Source organism: Vagococcus sp. WN89Y (genome assembly GCF_052220145.1).
Taxonomy (GTDB): Bacteria; Pseudomonadota; Gammaproteobacteria; order Enterobacterales; family Enterobacteriaceae; genus Kosakonia.
Genome location: NZ_JBQPOM010000011.1, coordinates 117,102 through 133,495 on the forward strand (window position 1 = coordinate 117,102; position 16,394 = coordinate 133,495).

Sequence of the window (16,394 nt, forward strand, 5' to 3'; positions counted from 1 at the left end):
AAATACGGAACCGAGAATCTGATGAGTGACTATAAATCAACCCTGAATTTGCCGGAAACAGGGTTCCCGATGCGTGGCGATCTCGCCAAACGTGAACCGGGGATGCTGGCGCGTTGGACTGATGATGACCTGTACGGCATCATCCGTGCGGCGAAAAAAGGCAAAAAAACCTTCATTCTGCATGATGGCCCTCCCTATGCGAATGGCAGCATTCATATTGGTCACTCGGTTAACAAGATTCTGAAAGACATTATTGTGAAGTCCAAAGGGCTCACCGGTTATGACTCGCCCTATGTGCCGGGTTGGGACTGCCACGGCTTGCCTATCGAGCTGAAAGTTGAACAGCTTATCGGTAAACCGGGCGAAAAAGTGTCTGCCGCCGAGTTTCGCGCCGCCTGCCGTAAATACGCGGCGGAGCAGGTTGACGGCCAGCGTGCCGACTTTATCCGCCTGGGCGTGCTGGGCGACTGGTCGCACCCGTATCTGACCATGGACTTCAAAACCGAAGCCAATATCATCCGCGCGCTGGGCAAAATCATCGGCAACGGTCACCTGCATAAAGGCGCCAAGCCGGTGCACTGGTGCGTTGACTGCCGTTCAGCCCTGGCTGAAGCAGAAGTTGAGTATTACGACAAAACGTCTCCTTCTATCGACGTGGCTTTTACCGGCGTTGATCAGGATGCGCTGAAAGCGAAATTTGGCGTAACCCACGTCAACGGCTCCATTTCGCTGGTTATCTGGACCACCACGCCCTGGACGCTGCCGGCTAACCGCGCTATCTCCCTGTCGCCGGAGTTTGAATACGCGCTGGTGCAGTTAGATGGCAAGGCGCTGATCCTGGCAAAAGATCTGGTCGAGAGCGTGATGAAGCGCATTGGCGTTACCGATTACAGCGTGCTGGGTACGGTCAAAGGTACGGAGCTTGAGCTGCTGCGCTTTGAGCATCCGTTCCTCGGCTTCGACGTACCGGCCATCCTTGGCGATCACGTCACGCTGGATGCGGGTACCGGTGCGGTGCATACCGCGCCTGGCCACGGCCCGGATGACTATGTCATCGGCCAGAAATATGGTCTGGAAACCGCTAACCCGGTAGGCCCGGACGGCACCTATTTGCCGGGTACCTATCCGACGCTTGATGGTGTTAACGTCTTCAAAGCGAACTATATTGTTGTTGAATTGCTGCGTGAAAAAGGCGCGTTGCTGCACGTGGAAAAACTGCTGCACAGCTATCCGTGCTGCTGGCGTCACAAGACACCTATCATTTTCCGCGCGACGCCGCAGTGGTTTATCAGCATGGATCAGAAAGGCCTGCGCGCGCAGTCGTTGCAGGAAATCAAAGGCGTGCAGTGGATCCCGGACTGGGGCCAGGCGCGTATCGAATCTATGGTCGCTAACCGTCCGGACTGGTGTATCTCGCGCCAGCGTACCTGGGGCGTACCGATGTCGCTCTTTGTCCACAAAGAGACTGAAGCGCTGCACCCGCGTACTCAGGAACTGATCGAAGAAGTGGCCAAACGCGTAGAAATGGATGGTATCCAGGCGTGGTGGGATCTCGATCCGCGCGACATCATGGGCGACGACGCCGACAACTATGTCAAGGTGCCGGATACGCTGGACGTCTGGTTCGACTCCGGCTCTACCCATGCGTCCGTCGTGGATGTGCGCCCGGAATTCGCCGGTCACGCTGCGGATATGTATCTGGAAGGCTCGGATCAGCATCGCGGCTGGTTTATGTCTTCGCTGATGATCTCCACGGCGATGAAAGGCAAAGCGCCGTACCGCCAGGTACTGACTCACGGTTTTACCGTTGATGGCCAGGGCCGCAAAATGTCTAAATCCATCGGCAACACCGTGTCGCCGCAGGATGTGATGAACAAACTGGGCGCGGATATCCTGCGTCTGTGGGTCGCTTCTACCGATTACACCGGCGAGATGGCGGTCTCCGACGAGATCCTCAAGCGCGCTGCCGACAGCTACCGTCGTATCCGTAACACCGCGCGCTTTTTGCTGGCAAACCTCAATGGTTTCGATCCGGCAAAAGACATGGTGAAGCCGGAAGATATGGTGGTGCTGGACAGGTGGGCGGTAGGCTGCGCGAAAGCGGCACAGGACGATATCCTGAAAGCCTATGAGTCGTATGATTTCCACGAAGTGGTGCAGCGCCTGATGCGTTTCTGCTCCATCGAGATGGGGTCGTTCTACCTTGATATCATCAAAGACCGCCAGTACACCGCAAAAGCGGATAGCGTCGCGCGTCGCAGCTGCCAGACCGCGCTGTATCACATCGCAGAAGCGCTGGTGCGCTGGATGGCGCCGATTATGTCTTTCACGGCTGATGAAATCTGGGGCTACCTGCCTGGCGAGCGCGAGAAATACGTCTTTACCGGCGAGTGGTACGATGGTCTGTTCGGCCTTGCCGAAACGGAAGCGATGAATGACGCTTTCTGGAGCGAGCTGCTGAAAGTGCGTGGTGAAGTGAACAAGGTCATCGAACAGGCGCGCGCCGACAAGAAAGTGGGCAGTTCGCTGGAAGCTGCGGTAACCCTGTATGCAGAACCTGAGCTGTCGGCGAAGCTGATTGCGCTGGGTGATGAATTGCGATTTGTCCTGTTGACCTCAAGCGCGAAAGTTGACGATTATGCCAACGCAAGCGCACAGGCCCAGCAGAGCGAACTGCTCAAAGGGCTGAAAATCGCTCTGGACAAGGCTGAAGGCGAGAAGTGCCCGCGCTGCTGGCATTACACGACCGATATTGGCCAGGTGGCGGAACACGCAGACATTTGCGGACGCTGTGTAAGCAATGTCGCCGGTGACGGCGAAAAACGTAAGTTTGCCTGATGAGTAAACCGATCTTTTCAACAGGACTGCGCTGGCTGTGGCTGGTGGTGGCCGTGCTGATTATCGATTTGGGCAGTAAATACCTGATCCTCCGGAACTTTGCTCTGGGGGATACGGTGTCGCTGTTCCCGTCGCTCAATCTGCACTATGCGCGTAATTATGGTGCCGCGTTCAGTTTTCTGGCTGACAGCGGCGGCTGGCAGCGCTGGTTCTTCGCCGGTATCGCTATAGGTATCTGCGTGGTGCTGGCGGTGCTGATGTATCGCGCCAAAGCGTCACAAAAACTGAATAATATTGCCTATGCGCTGATTATCGGCGGCGCGCTTGGCAACCTGTTTGACCGTTTATGGCATGGCTTCGTTGTCGATATGATCGATTTTTATGTCGGCAACTGGCATTTTGCTACCTTTAACCTTGCCGATTCCGCAATCTGTGTCGGCGCGGCGCTAATAGTGCTGGAAGGCTTTCTTCCTTCTGGTGCTGCGAAGAAGCAAGCGTAAGCGACTAAAGCGTTGTTGGCCCGGCAGGTGTTTGCGCCGCCGGGCACACTATTCGCGAAAACATAAGAGCAACCTGCATGTCTAAATCCGTACAAAGCGACAGCGCAGTGCTGGTGCACTTCACGCTCAAGCTCGAAGATGGCTCTCTGGCCGAGTCAACCCGCAACAACGGCAAACCTGCGCTGTTTCGCCTCGGCGACGGGTCACTTTCAGAAGGGCTGGAACAACATCTGCTTGGCCTGCAAGCCGGAGAGAAAAAAGTCTTTTCTCTCGAACCGGACGCCGCGTTCGGCACGCCAAGCCCGGACCTGATTCAGTACTTCTCGCGCCGCGAATTTATCGACGCAGGCGAACCCGAGATCGGTGCGATCATGCTGTTTACCGCAATGGACGGCAGCGAAATGCCTGGCGTTATCCGCGAGATCAGCGGCGATTCCATTACCGTGGATTTTAATCACCCGCTGGCAGGCAGAACCGTCCATTTTGATATCGATGTGCTGGAAGTTGATCCGGTACTGGAGGAGCCTGATGCAGATCCTGCTGGCTAACCCGCGCGGTTTTTGCGCCGGAGTCGACCGCGCTATCAGCATTGTTGAAAACGCGCTGGCGATTTACGGCGCGCCAATTTATGTGCGCCATGAAGTGGTGCATAACCGTTATGTCGTCGATAGTCTGCGTGAGCGCGGCGCTATCTTTATTGAGCAAATCAGCGAAGTCCCGGACGGGGCTATCCTGATTTTCTCCGCGCATGGCGTATCGCAGGCGGTGCGTAACGAAGCGAAAAGCCGCGATCTCACCGTATTTGATGCGACCTGCCCGCTGGTCACCAAAGTGCATATGGAAGTCGCGCGAGCCAGCCGCCGCGGGGAAGAGGCGATTCTGATTGGTCACGCCGGGCATCCGGAAGTGGAAGGCACCATGGGCCAGTACAGCAACCCCAAAGGGGGAATGTACCTGGTGGAATCGCCGGAAGATGTTCAGACCCTGAATATTAAAAACGTCGGCAAGCTCTCCTTTATGACGCAAACCACGCTTTCGGTTGATGATACCTCGGATGTGATCGACGCGCTGCGCGCACGTTTTCCGGAGATTGTTGGCCCGCGTAAAGACGATATCTGCTATGCCACCACCAACCGCCAGGAAGCTGTGCGGGCGTTGGCGGAGCAGGCAGAAGTGGTGCTGGTGGTCGGTTCGAAAAACTCCTCCAACTCTAACCGGCTGGCGGAGCTGGCGCAGCGGATGGGTAAATCAGCTTACCTGATTGATGACGCTTCTGATATTCAGCCGCAGTGGGTTAACGGTATCGCCTGCGTCGGCGTGACCGCCGGGGCTTCCGCACCGGATATCCTCGTGCAGAATGTGATTACCCGGCTGCAAGAGCTGGGCGGCGGCGAGGCTATCCCGCTTGAAGGGCGCGAAGAGAACATCGTGTTTGAAGTGCCGAAAGAGCTGCGGGTTGATGTTCGCGAAGTCGAATAGCTTTTTTAATCCACAGATATGCGAAGATGCCAGACTCAGTCTGGCATTTTTTTTATGGAGGAGTTATGCGTCTGCCAATCTTTCTCGACACCGATCCGGGTATCGATGATGCTGTCGCCCTCGCCGCAGCCCTGTTTTCCCCCGAGTTAGAATTGCGGTTGGTCACTACCGTTGCCGGGAATGTCTCGCTGGAGAAAACCACCCGCAACGCGCTGCAACTGCTTCACTTCTGGCAGGCTGCAACGCCGCTGGCGCAGGGCGCAGCCGCACCCTTAGTGCGCCAGCTGCATGATGCGGCGGATGTGCATGGTGAATCGGGGCTTGGCGGCTATGACTTCATTGCGCATCAGCGCCAGCCGTTAGCCATCCCTGCATTTCAGGCGATCCGCGACGCGCTGCTGGCTTCGCCAGAACCGGTCACGCTGGTGACTATTGGCCCGTTGACGAATATCGCGCTGCTGCTGACGCACTATCCCGAATGCCACTTCAATATTCGCCGCCTGGTGATGATGGGCGGCTCCGCCGGGCGCGGCAACTTTACGCCCAATGCCGAGTTTAATATTGCCATCGATCCGGAAGCCGCCGCGCGCGTGTTCACAAGCGGGCTGGAGATAGTGATGTGCGGTCTGGATGTCACCAACCGGGCGACTCTGACGCCTGATTTTTTGGCAACGCTTCCCGAACTGAATAAAACCGGGAAAATGTTGCATGCGCTTTTCAGCCATTATCGCAGCGGCAGCATGGCAACGGGCCTGCGTATGCACGATCTCTGCGCGATCGCCTGGCTGGTTCGCCCAGAGTTGTTCACGCTCAAATCCTGTTTTGTCGCCGTGGAGACTCAGGGGCTTTACACCGCGGGCACCACGGTTGTGGCGACGGCAAGCTCGGCCTGGCGGCGAATGCGCAGGTGGCGCTGGATATTGATATCGACGGGTTTCGCCAGTGGGTCGCGCAAGTACTGGCGCGCGCACCTTAGCGTCATGCCTTTTACTGATATTTCCGGCTGTATATCATTAAATTCTAATTATCGGTGTTTTCGGCTGGTGGCTCCGGCGCGGGCTGGTTAATCTGGAAACGATTCTTACGTATTTTTAACAAAAGAGCACAACTATGCATGATGCACCAATCCGCGTAGCCATCGCGGGCGCGGGCGGTCGTATGGGCCGTCAGCTGATTCAGGCCGCGGTAGAAATGGATGGCGTGGCGCTTGGCGCTGCGCTGGAACGTGAAGGCTCCTCCCTGCTTGGCAGCGATGCGGGCGAACTGGCTGGCGTGGCAAAAACAGGCGTGACGGTACAGAGCAGCCTTGAGGCGGTGAAAGAGGATTTCGACGTATTTATCGATTTCACGCGCCCGGAAGGCACGCTGAATCACCTGGCATTTTGCCAACAGCACCAAAAAGGCATGGTTATCGGCACCACCGGTTTTGATGAGGCGGGCAAGCAGGCTATCGCCCGTGCTGCACAGGATATCGCCATCGTTTTTGCCGCAAATTTTAGCGTCGGCGTGAATGTGATGCTTAAGCTTTTGGAAAAAGCAGCAAAAGTAATGGGTGATTATACGGATATCGAAATCATCGAAGCCCATCATCGCCACAAAGTGGATGCGCCGTCAGGCACGGCGCTGGCAATGGGTGAAGCCATCGCGGCCTCACTGAATAAAGATTTAAGCACCTGCGCGGTTTATGCACGTGAAGGGCATACCGGCGAGCGCGTTCCGGGCACCATTGGTTTTGCTACGGTACGTGCCGGGGATATCGTCGGCGAGCATACCGCACTGTTTGCGGATATTGGCGAGCGCATTGAGATCTCGCACAAGGCTTCAAGCCGTATGACCTTTGCGAAAGGTGCAGTACGATCGGCTTTATGGCTTAAAGCGCATAAAACAGGTCTTTTTGATATGCGTGATGTGCTTGAACTCAACAATTTGTAATATTTATTACCCAGAGTGATGTGGTTGTTGCAGTCTTAATGCATTGATTGCAAAGGGCAATATTTTATTGCCCTTTTATTTTTCTTCTTTTTGTCTTTTTATCCTCTCTGGCTCTTATTTTTCTAATTTATCTCTATTTTTAATGTGTTTGAAATGAAAATTTTGACCATCTGGTCCACTTTTTTCTGCAAAACGGCAAAATAGAGGGCCTTTTTGATGACGCAAGCGGTTTCCTCGGTGAGTTATTTTGTCTTTTTATCTGTTAAAACGCTTCTACGCGAGAAATGGCGCAAAATAGAAAGAAAAATAGGTGCCAGACGTTGACTTTTGACCGACATATCTCCAGAATGCCGCCGTTTGCCAAAAATCCACGGCCAGCAAATTTGCATTGATTCATGCGCTACAATTGAATTAATATGCAAATAAAGTGAGTGAATATTCTCTGGAGGATGTTTTGATTAAGTCAGCGCTATTGGTTCTGGAAGACGGAACCCAGTTTTACGGTCGGGCCATAGGGGCAACGGGCACGGCGGTTGGGGAAGTCGTTTTCAATACTTCAATGACCGGTTATCAAGAAATCCTCACTGATCCTTCCTATTCCCGCCAAATCGTCACTCTTACTTATCCTCATATCGGCAATGTCGGCACCAACTCCGCTGACGAAGAGTCTTCTCAGGTACACGCACAAGGGCTGGTGATTCGCGACCTGCCGTTGATTGCCAGCAACTTTCGCAGTACCGAAGACCTCTCCTCTTACCTCAAGCGCCATAACATCGTGGCCATTGCTGACATTGATACCCGTAAGCTGACGCGTTTGCTGCGTGAGAAGGGCGCCCAAAACGGCTGCATTATCGCAGGTGATACTGTGGATGCCGCGCTGGCGCTGGAAAAAGCCAAAGCCTTTCCGGGCTTAAACGGTATGGATCTCGCAAAAGAAGTAACCACGGCTCAGCCCTATAGCTGGACGCAAGGCAGCTGGACGCTTTCGGGCGACCTGCCGGAAGCGAAGCCAGAAAGCGAGCTACCGTACCATGTTGTCGCCTACGATTACGGCGCAAAACGCAATATCCTGCGCATGCTGGTGGATCGCGGCTGCCGCCTGACGGTGGTTCCGGCGAAAACTCCGGCGGCGGACGTGCTGAAACTCAACCCGGACGGCATCTTCCTGTCAAACGGTCCAGGCGACCCGGCGCCTTGTGATTATGCCATCGACGCTATTACCGCTTTTCTTGAAACCGATATCCCGGTGTTCGGTATCTGCCTTGGCCATCAGCTGCTGGCGCTGGCCAGCGGCGCGAAGACCGTGAAGATGAAGTTCGGTCACCACGGCGGCAACCACCCGGTGAAAGATATCGATAACAACACCGTAATGATTACCGCCCAGAACCACGGTTTTGCTGTCGATGAGTCCACGCTGCCTGCGAATTTACGTGTTACGCACAAATCGCTGTTCGATGGCACTTTGCAGGGCATTCATCGTACTGATAAACCGGCGTTCAGCTTCCAGGGACACCCGGAAGCCAGCCCCGGCCCGCACGATGCCGCGCCGCTGTTTGACCATTTCATCGCGTTAATTGAGCAATATCGCACTGCCAAATAATCAGGAGAACGAAAGCCATGCCAAAACGTACTGATATAAAAAGCATCCTGATCCTTGGCGCTGGCCCGATTGTTATCGGCCAGGCTTGTGAATTCGACTACTCTGGCGCGCAGGCTTGTAAAGCGCTGCGTGAAGAGGGCTACCGCGTCATCCTGGTGAACTCTAACCCGGCGACGATTATGACCGACCCGGAAATGGCGGACGCGACCTATATTGAGCCGATCCACTGGGAAGTGGTGCGTAAAATCATCGAAAAAGAGCGCCCGGATGCGGTGCTGCCGACCATGGGCGGCCAGACGGCGCTCAACTGTGCGTTAGAGCTGGAGCGCCAGGGCGTGCTGGAAGAGTTTGGCGTCACCATGATTGGCGCCACGGCGGATGCTATCGACAAAGCCGAAGACCGTCGCCGTTTTGATATCGCGATGAAGAAAATCGGCCTGGAAACCGCGCGTTCCGGCATCGCACACACCATGGAAGAAGCGCTGGCCGTCGCGGCTGACGTTGGCTACCCGTGCATTATTCGCCCTTCCTTTACGATGGGCGGCACCGGCGGCGGTATCGCCTATAACCGCGAAGAATTTGAAGAGATTTGCGCCCGCGGGCTGGATCTCTCGCCGACCAATGAGCTGCTGATCGATGAGTCGCTGATTGGCTGGAAAGAGTACGAGATGGAGGTGGTGCGTGATAAAAACGACAACTGCATCATCGTCTGCTCCATTGAGAACTTCGATGCCATGGGCATCCATACCGGCGACTCCATCACCGTTGCGCCAGCACAAACGCTGACCGATAAAGAGTATCAAATCATGCGTAACGCTTCGATGGCGGTGCTGCGTGAGATTGGTGTGGAAACCGGCGGTTCGAACGTGCAGTTTGCGGTGAACCCGAAAAACGGTCGCCTGATTGTAATTGAAATGAACCCGCGCGTGTCGCGCTCCTCGGCGCTGGCATCGAAAGCCACCGGTTTCCCGATTGCGAAAGTCGCGGCGAAACTGGCGGTAGGGTACACGCTGGATGAGCTGATGAACGATATCACCGGCGGGCGTACCCCGGCCTCGTTCGAGCCGTCTATCGACTACGTTGTGACGAAAATCCCGCGCTTTAACTTCGAGAAATTTGCCGGTGCTAACGACCGTCTGACCACGCAAATGAAATCCGTTGGCGAGGTGATGGCGATTGGCCGTACCCAGCAAGAGTCCTTGCAAAAAGCGCTGCGCGGCCTTGAAGTAGGCGCCACTGGCTTTGACCCGAAAGTCAGCCTTGACGACCCGGAGGCGCTGACCAAAATTCGCCGCGAGCTGAAAGACGCTGGCGCTGAGCGTATCTGGTATATCGCTGATGCTTTCCGTGCGGGCCTCTCCGTTGACGGCGTCTTTAACCTGACCAATATCGACCGCTGGTTCCTCGTGCAAATCGAAGAGCTGGTGCGCCTGGAAGAGAAAGTGGCGGAAACCGGCATCAACGGTCTTGATGCTGATTTCCTGCGCAGCCTTAAGCGTAAAGGCTTTGCCGATGCGCGGCTGGCAACGCTTGCTGGCGTGCGTGAAGTGGAAATTCGTAAGCTGCGCGAAAAATATAACCTGCATCCGGTCTACAAACGCGTGGATACCTGCGCGGCTGAGTTTGCCACCGACACCGCTTATATGTACTCCACTTATGAAGAGGAGTGCGAAGCGAACCCGAGCCAGGATCGCGAGAAAATCATGGTGCTTGGCGGCGGGCCAAACCGTATCGGGCAGGGTATCGAGTTTGATTACTGCTGCGTTCACGCCTCGCTGGCGCTGCGCGAAGACGGCTACGAAACCATCATGGTGAACTGTAACCCGGAAACCGTATCGACGGATTACGACACCTCTGACCGCCTCTATTTTGAGCCGGTCACCTTCGAAGATGTGCTGGAAATCGTGCGCATTGAGAAGCCAAAAGGCGTGATTGTGCAGTATGGCGGCCAGACGCCGCTGAAACTGGCGCGTGCGCTGGAGGCCGCGGGCGTGCCGGTTATCGGTACCAGCCCGGACGCGATTGACCGTGCCGAAGATCGCGAGCGCTTCCAGCAGGCGGTAGAACGTCTGAAGCTGAAACAGCCCGCGAACGCGACGGTAACTGCGCTGGAACAGGCCATCGATAAAGCCAAAGAGATTACCTATCCGCTGGTGGTTCGCCCCTCTTATGTGCTGGGCGGGCGCGCGATGGAGATTGTTTACGACGAAGTTGACCTGCGTCGTTACTTTAATACGGCGGTGAGCGTGTCTAACGATGCGCCAGTCCTGCTGGATAAATTCCTTGATGACGCGGTGGAAGTAGATGTGGACGCCATCTGCGACGGCGAAATGGTGCTAATTGGCGGCATTATGGAGCACATCGAACAGGCTGGCGTGCACTCCGGTGACTCCGCCTGTTCGCTGCCGGCCTATACGCTGAGCCAGGAAATTCAGGATGTGATGCGCCAGCAGGTGCAGAAGCTGGCGTTTGAGCTGCAGGTGCGCGGTCTGATGAACGTGCAGTTTGCGGTGAAAGATAACGAAGTCTACCTGATTGAGGTCAACCCACGCGCGGCGCGTACCGTACCGTTTGTCTCTAAAGCCACGGGTGTTGCGCTGGCGAAAGTGGCCGCGCGCGTGATGACCGGCAAAACGCTGGCCCAACAGGGTTATACCAAAGAGGTCATTCCGCCTTATTATTCAGTGAAAGAAGTGGTGCTGCCGTTTAATAAATTCCCCGGCGTTGACCCGCTGCTGGGGCCAGAAATGCGCTCGACCGGTGAAGTGATGGGCGTGGGCCGTACCTTTGCCGAAGCGTTCGCCAAAGCCCAGCTTGGCAGCAACTCGACCATGAAGAAAAAGGGCCGCGCGCTGCTTTCAGTACGTGAAGGCGATAAAGAGCGCGTGGTGGACCTGGCCGCAAAACTGCTTAAACAGGGCTTTGAACTGGATGCGACCCACGGCACGGCAGTGGTACTGGGCGAAGCCGGGATCAACCCACGGCTGGTCAATAAGGTGCATGAAGGGCGTCCGCACATTCAGGACCGTATTAAGAATGGCGAATATACCTATATCATCAATACCACCGCAGGCCGCCAGGCGATTGAAGACTCGAAGCTGATTCGCCGCAGCGCTTTGCAATATAAAGTGCACTACGATACCACCCTGAACGGCGGCTTCGCGACAGCCATGGCGCTGAATGCCGACGCAACCGAGAAAGTGATTTCGGTGCAGGAAATGCACGCGCAAATTAACAAGTAAGTTGTGCCTCCTCGCCCGGTAAGTGCTTGCTTACCGGGTGCTTCTCTCAGAGTGTTCTGCTTTTTCCCCTGACGCCTGCCTGTTCATCTAAAGTTAATTACCAGATGCACAAATACACTGAAAAAGCAGGGAGAAAACCATGCGAAACAAGCTTCTGATGACCTCGATTTTTACTGCTGCAGCACTGTTTACCGTCGCCGGTTGTTCATCGAACCAGGCCGTACATACCACCGATGGACGTACCATTGTGACCGACGGCAAACCGCAGGTCGATGATGATACCGGAATGGTTTCTTATAAAAATGCGGCAACCGGTAAAACCGAGCAGATCAATCGCGATCAGCTGAAAGATATGAACGAGCTGGATAACTAATCAGCCCGTCACGCGGTGGCGCTCGCCACCGCCTCTCTTCAGTCCTCTTTTACAGAATTTCCTTCGCAGATAGTCGTTGTTAGCCATGCCACTAAATGTCTACACTCTGATGAAAAATATCGCAGTGAAAACAGGCTAATCAATGATTCTGATTATTTATGCACATCCTTATCCGCACCATTCGCATGCCAATAAGCGCATGATCGAACACGCCGCAACGCTGGAAGGGGTGGAGATCCGCTCTCTCTATGAACGCTATCCTGACTTTAATATCGACGTTGCCGCCGAGCAGGAAGCGTTATCCCGCGCGGATTTGATCATCTGGCAGCATCCGATGCAGTGGTACAGCGTTCCGCCGCTATTTAAATTATGGCTCGACAAAGTCCTCTCTCACGGCTGGGCTTACGGGCACGGCGGAACGGCGCTGCGCAATAAAAGCGTGATGTGGGCCGTGACCACCGGCGGCGATGAGCGCCACTTTGCGATTGGCGAGCATCCGGGTTTTGATATCCTCGCGCAGCCATTGCAGGCGACGGCGCTCTATTGCGGGCTGAAATGGCTGGCGCCTTTCGTCGTGCATTCGACCTTTGTTTGTGATGACGAAACCTTGCAGGCGACGGCGCGTCATTACAAACAACATTTGCAGTCATTGCTGGAGGTGGCGAATGGATAGCCATTCTTTAATTCAGGCGCTTATCTACCTTGGTTCGGCGGCGCTGATCGTACCGATTGCCGTCCGGCTGGGTTTGGGTTCGGTGCTCGGTTATTTAATCGCCGGAGCGGTGATTGGCCCCTGGGGTTTGCGGCTGGTGACGGACGCCGAATCCATCCTGCATTTTGCTGAAATCGGCGTGGTACTGATGCTGTTTGTCATCGGCCTGGAGCTGGACCCGCAGCGGTTATGGAAACTGCGCACCTCAGTGTTTGGCGGCGGCACCTTGCAAATGGCGAGCTGCGGCCTGTTGCTTGGCCTGTTTTGCGCGCTGCTTGGGTTACCCTGGGCAGTATCGTTACTGATTGGTTTGACGCTGGCGCTCTCCTCGACGGCAATTGCTATGCAAGCGATGAATGAGCGCAATCTGACCACAACGCAGCTGGGGCGCAGCGCATTTTCCGTGCTGCTGTTTCAGGATATCGCCGCAATCCCGCTGGTGGCGATGATCCCTCTGCTGGCATCCAGCGGCGCAACCACCACGCCTGGCGTATTTATGTTGTCGGCACTGAAAGTCGTTGGTGCGCTGGCGCTGGTCGTTCTGCTGGGGCGTTTCGTTGCGCGCCCGGCTTTGCACTTTGTTGCCCGCTCCGGCCTGCGGGAAGTTTTCTGTGCCGTTGCGCTGTTTTTGGTGTTTGGCTTTGGTCTGTTACTGGAAGAAGCCGGGCTATCAATGGCAATGGGCGCGTTTCTTGCCGGGGTGCTGCTCGCCAGCTCCGAATACCGTCATGCGCTGGAGAGCGATATCGAACCCTTTAAAGGGTTGCTGCTGGGGCTATTTTTTATCGGCGTGGGGATGTCGATAGACTTCGGGACGCTGGTTACGCATCCGCTGCGCATTCTGACTATGTTGGTTGGATTCCTGGTAATAAAAAGCCTGGTGTTGTGGGTGATTGCCCGGCCTCTCGCCGTTCCTCGCAAGCAGGGTTTATGGCTTGCGGCGTTGCTGGGGCAGGGGAGCGAATTTGCTTTTGTTGTCTTTGGCGCAGCGCAAACGGCACAAGTGCTGGACGGTGAATGGGCGAAGGCGCTAACGCTGACGGTGGCGCTGTCGATGGCGGCCACGCCGCTGCTGCTGGTGCTGCTGACCCGCCTTGAGCGCAGCGATAAGCAGGAGCGTGAAGCCGATACGATCGATGAAGAAGAAGCCCGCGTCATTATTGCGGGGTTCGGGCGTTTTGGTCAGATAGCCGGGCGTCTTCTGCTCTCAAGCGGCGTCAAAATGGTCGTACTCGATCATGATCCTGACCATATCGAAACGCTGCGTAAGTTTGGTATGAAGGTGTTCTATGGCGACGCCACGCGCGTGGATTTACTCGAATCGGCAGGGGCTAAGCGTGCGGAAATACTGATTAATGCTATCGACGATCCTGAGACGAGCCTGCAACTGACAGAGATGGCACAGCACGCCTATCCACATCTGCGTATTATTGCCCGCGCCCGCGATGTCGATCACTACATCCGCTTGCGCCAGGCCGGTATTGAGAAACCCGAGCGTGAAACCTTCGAGGCGGCGCTGCGCCTGGGGCGGCAGGCGCTGGAAGGGCTGGGGCTTGGCGCCTATGAAGCGCGGGAGCGGGCCGATCATTTCCGCCGTTTTAATATGCGCATGGTCGAAGAGATGGCCGAGGTGGAGAACAGTACCCAGGCGCGTGCTGCGGTGTACAAACGCACCAGTACGATGCTGACGGAAATCATCGCAGAAGACCGTGCGCATCTGTCGCTGACTCAGCAGCATGGCTGGCAAGGGACGGAAGAAGGAAAGCACACCGGCAGTCCGGCCGATGAACCCGAGGTAAAACCGCAGGCGTGAGTGAGTAACTGGCTGATTCGCACAGGCTTCCTCAGCGGGAGATACGGAGCATCGCCCGCTTTGCGAAAAATTTTCCTGGTATTTAGTGTGCCCCTTGTCGACGAAGGATTACGCTTTACGTATAGTGGCGACAATTTTTTATGCTTCCGGGAATGAAAAAATGATCAGTCTGATTGCGGCGTTAGCGGTAGATCGCGTGATCGGTATGGAAAACGCCATGCCGTGGAACTTACCTGCCGATCTCGCCTGGTTTAAACGCAATACGCTTAACAAGCCTGTTGTGATGGGGCGCCTGACGTGGGAGTCCATTGGCCGCCCGCTGCCGGGGCGCAAAAATATTGTCTTAAGCAGCCAGCCGGGTAGTGACGATCGCGTAACATGGGTGAAATCCGTGGATGAAGCGATTGCGCAATGCGGTGACGCCCAGGAGATTATGGTGATTGGCGGCGGTCGCGTTTATGAGCAGTTCCTGCCGAAGGCGAAACGGCTTTATCTGACGCATATTGACGCGGAAGTGGAAGGCGATACCCATTTCCCGGATTACGATCCGGACGAATGGGAATCCGTGTTCAGCGAGTTCCACGATGCGGATGCGCAGAACTCGCACAGCTACTGCTTTGAAATCCTCGATCGCAGGTAATCAATCATTCCCCGGCGTTGTTGCGCCGGGGAGATGATTTAAGAGGCGATCGCCTCGTCATCAACATCCATCTGGCGGTTTGACGGCTGCACAAAGACAGCTTTATCTTCCCAGCGCAGGCAGGTCAGCACGCCTCCCCAGCAGCAGCCGGTGTCCAGCGCGTAAATACCTTCCGGCGTACCGGTTCCTTCCAGCGACGCCCAGTGACCAAAAGCGATGCTGTACTCTTGCGCCACCGGCCCCGGCAGTAAAAACCAGGGTTTCAGCGGCGCAGGGGCGTTTGCCGGTACATCTTTGCAGTACATATCAAGCTGCCCGTTCGGGAAGCAATAACGCATGCGGGTCAGAGCATTGGTGATAAAACGCAGGCGCGCAAGCCCGCTCAGCTCCGTTGACCAGTGGTTCGGCAGGTCGCCATACATGGCATCAAGGAACAGCGGATAGGAAGCGCTCGCCAGTACGGCTTCGACATCGTGGGCGCATTTTTTCGCGGTTTCCAGATCCCACTGCGGTGTAATACCGGCGTGTGCCATCACCAGCTTTTTCTCTTCATCCACCTGCAGCAGCGGCTGGCGGCGCAGCCAGTTGATGAGCTCGTCGGCATCGGGCGCTTCGAGCAGCAAATTTAGCCTGTCTTTTGGCTTATTGCGGCTGATCCCGGCAAAGACGGCCAGCAAATGCAAATCGTGATTACCCAGCACGATGCGTGCGCTGTCGCCCAGCGATTTGACAAAACGCAGCACATCCAGCGAGCCAGGCCCACGGGCGACCAAATCGCCGGTTAACCACAGCGTATCTTTCTCAGGTGAAAACGACACCTGTTTTAGTAATGCGAGCAGTTCATCATAACAACCATGAATGTCGCCAATCAGATATGTAGACATGTATTAATGGATCGATGTTGGAACGGCGAGACGAAAGACCGGAATAGCGATGCGAAACGCTGTACCCTGCGCATCGATCATTTCGTAATGGCCTTGCATGGTGCCCAGCGGCGTTTCGATAACTGCGCCGCTGGTGTATTGGTATTCGCCGCCCGGCTCGATGTGCGGCTGGACGCCGACCACCCCTTCGCCCTGAACTTCCGTTTCGCGGCCATTTCCATTAGTGATAAGCCAGTAGCGGCTGAGGAGCTGAACAGGCGATCGCCCCAGGTTGCGGATGGTGATGGTGTAAGCAAAAACATAGCGCTCGTTATCCGGAGCGGATTGCGACTCAATGTAAATGCTTTGCACTTGTACACAAACGCGGGGCGAATTGATCAT

Annotated in this window: 14 protein-coding genes; 12 read left to right on the forward strand and 2 right to left on the reverse strand. The window is 55.6% G+C overall.

The window, feature by feature from the left end:
- Nucleotides 1-21 precede the first annotated feature (21 nt).
- The 12 genes from ileS to folA all read left to right on the forward strand — a co-directional run bounded on the left by ileS (nucleotide 22) and on the right by folA (nucleotide 15,129).
- Nucleotides 22-2,838, forward strand: coding sequence for an isoleucine--tRNA ligase (gene ileS, locus ACTU3N_RS02410; protein ID WP_443084531.1), 2,817 nt, complete (start codon nucleotides 22-24; stop codon nucleotides 2,836-2,838).
- The gene (gene lspA, locus ACTU3N_RS02415; RefSeq protein WP_443084532.1) at nucleotides 2,838-3,338 is read left to right on the forward strand and encodes a signal peptidase II; all 501 of its coding nucleotides are present in this window, start codon (nucleotides 2,838-2,840) and stop codon (nucleotides 3,336-3,338) included. The genes ileS and lspA overlap by 1 nt, the downstream gene beginning before the upstream one ends.
- Before the next feature lie 77 nt (nucleotides 3,339-3,415).
- Complete coding sequence (gene fkpB, locus ACTU3N_RS02420) at nucleotides 3,416-3,886, forward strand: FKBP-type peptidyl-prolyl cis-trans isomerase (RefSeq protein ID WP_443084533.1); 471 nt, start codon at nucleotides 3,416-3,418, stop codon at nucleotides 3,884-3,886.
- The gene (gene ispH / locus ACTU3N_RS02425; RefSeq protein ID WP_443084534.1) at nucleotides 3,867-4,817 is read left to right on the forward strand and encodes a 4-hydroxy-3-methylbut-2-enyl diphosphate reductase; all 951 of its coding nucleotides are present in this window, start codon (nucleotides 3,867-3,869) and stop codon (nucleotides 4,815-4,817) included. Before fkpB ends, ispH begins: the two co-directional genes overlap by 20 nt.
- Nucleotides 4,818-4,882: 65 nt before the next feature.
- The gene (rihC, locus tag ACTU3N_RS02430) at nucleotides 4,883-5,884 is read left to right on the forward strand and encodes a ribonucleoside hydrolase RihC (protein ID WP_443084535.1); all 1,002 of its coding nucleotides are present in this window, start codon (nucleotides 4,883-4,885) and stop codon (nucleotides 5,882-5,884) included.
- A 43-nt stretch (nucleotides 5,885-5,927) separates the two neighbouring features.
- Entirely contained in the window at nucleotides 5,928-6,749 is an 822-nt protein-coding gene (gene dapB / locus ACTU3N_RS02435) for a 4-hydroxy-tetrahydrodipicolinate reductase (RefSeq protein ID WP_443084536.1), read from the forward strand.
- Between the two features lie 454 nt (nucleotides 6,750-7,203).
- Nucleotides 7,204-8,349 carry a glutamine-hydrolyzing carbamoyl-phosphate synthase small subunit gene (carA, locus tag ACTU3N_RS02440; protein ID WP_443084537.1) on the forward strand — a complete coding sequence of 382 codons (1,146 nt, stop codon included), beginning with the start codon at nucleotides 7,204-7,206 and terminating at the stop codon, nucleotides 8,347-8,349.
- 17 nt (nucleotides 8,350-8,366) lie between these two features.
- A complete protein-coding gene (gene carB / locus ACTU3N_RS02445; protein WP_443084538.1) occupies nucleotides 8,367-11,591 on the forward strand; it encodes a carbamoyl-phosphate synthase large subunit in 3,225 nt (1,074 codons plus the stop codon).
- Between the two features lie 139 nt (nucleotides 11,592-11,730).
- Complete coding sequence (locus tag ACTU3N_RS02450; protein ID WP_443084539.1) at nucleotides 11,731-11,964, forward strand: YgdI/YgdR family lipoprotein; 234 nt, start codon at nucleotides 11,731-11,733, stop codon at nucleotides 11,962-11,964.
- Between the two features lie 142 nt (nucleotides 11,965-12,106).
- Nucleotides 12,107-12,637 (forward strand): glutathione-regulated potassium-efflux system oxidoreductase KefF, encoded by a 531-nt coding sequence (gene kefF, locus ACTU3N_RS02455; protein WP_443084540.1) that lies wholly within the window; start codon nucleotides 12,107-12,109, stop codon nucleotides 12,635-12,637.
- On the forward strand, nucleotides 12,630-14,489 hold the full coding sequence (gene kefC / locus ACTU3N_RS02460) for a glutathione-regulated potassium-efflux system protein KefC (RefSeq protein ID WP_443084541.1): 1,860 nt from the start codon (nucleotides 12,630-12,632) through the stop codon (nucleotides 14,487-14,489). Before kefF ends, kefC begins: the two co-directional genes overlap by 8 nt.
- Nucleotides 14,490-14,649: 160 nt before the next feature.
- Nucleotides 14,650-15,129: a type 3 dihydrofolate reductase gene (gene folA, locus ACTU3N_RS02465; protein ID WP_443084542.1), complete on the forward strand. Its 480-nt coding sequence runs from the start codon at nucleotides 14,650-14,652 to the stop codon at nucleotides 15,127-15,129.
- Nucleotides 15,130-15,167: 38 nt separating this feature from the next.
- Here the strand turns inward: folA and apaH are convergent, their stop codons facing one another.
- Both apaH and apaG read right to left on the reverse strand, forming a co-directional pair.
- Nucleotides 15,168-16,013, reverse strand: a complete 846-nt coding sequence (gene apaH / locus ACTU3N_RS02470) for a bis(5'-nucleosyl)-tetraphosphatase (symmetrical) ApaH (protein ID WP_443084543.1) — start codon at nucleotides 16,011-16,013, stop codon at nucleotides 15,168-15,170.
- Nucleotides 16,014-16,016: 3 nt separating this feature from the next.
- Nucleotides 16,017-16,394: a Co2+/Mg2+ efflux protein ApaG gene (gene apaG, locus ACTU3N_RS02475; protein WP_443084544.1), complete on the reverse strand. Its 378-nt coding sequence runs from the start codon at nucleotides 16,392-16,394 to the stop codon at nucleotides 16,017-16,019.

Coding starts and splice junctions, on each gene's coding strand:
- ileS (WP_443084531.1), top strand. CDS start 22: ATGAGTGACTATAAATCAACCCTGAATTTGCCGGAAACAGGGTTCCCG.
- lspA (WP_443084532.1), top strand. CDS start 2,838: ATGAGTAAACCGATCTTTTCAACAGGACTGCGCTGGCTGTGGCTGGTG.
- fkpB (WP_443084533.1), top strand. CDS start 3,416: ATGTCTAAATCCGTACAAAGCGACAGCGCAGTGCTGGTGCACTTCACG.
- ispH (WP_443084534.1), top strand. CDS start 3,867: ATGCAGATCCTGCTGGCTAACCCGCGCGGTTTTTGCGCCGGAGTCGAC.
- rihC (WP_443084535.1), top strand. CDS start 4,883: ATGCGTCTGCCAATCTTTCTCGACACCGATCCGGGTATCGATGATGCT.
- dapB (WP_443084536.1), top strand. CDS start 5,928: ATGCATGATGCACCAATCCGCGTAGCCATCGCGGGCGCGGGCGGTCGT.
- carB (WP_443084538.1), top strand. CDS start 8,367: ATGCCAAAACGTACTGATATAAAAAGCATCCTGATCCTTGGCGCTGGC.
- ACTU3N_RS02450 (WP_443084539.1), top strand. CDS start 11,731: ATGCGAAACAAGCTTCTGATGACCTCGATTTTTACTGCTGCAGCACTG.
- kefF (WP_443084540.1), top strand. CDS start 12,107: ATGATTCTGATTATTTATGCACATCCTTATCCGCACCATTCGCATGCC.
- kefC (WP_443084541.1), top strand. CDS start 12,630: ATGGATAGCCATTCTTTAATTCAGGCGCTTATCTACCTTGGTTCGGCG.
- folA (WP_443084542.1), top strand. CDS start 14,650: ATGATCAGTCTGATTGCGGCGTTAGCGGTAGATCGCGTGATCGGTATG.
- apaH (WP_443084543.1), bottom strand. CDS start 16,013: ATGTCTACATATCTGATTGGCGACATTCATGGTTGTTATGATGAACTG.
- apaG (WP_443084544.1), bottom strand. CDS start 16,394: ATGATCAATTCGCCCCGCGTTTGTGTACAAGTGCAAAGCATTTACATT.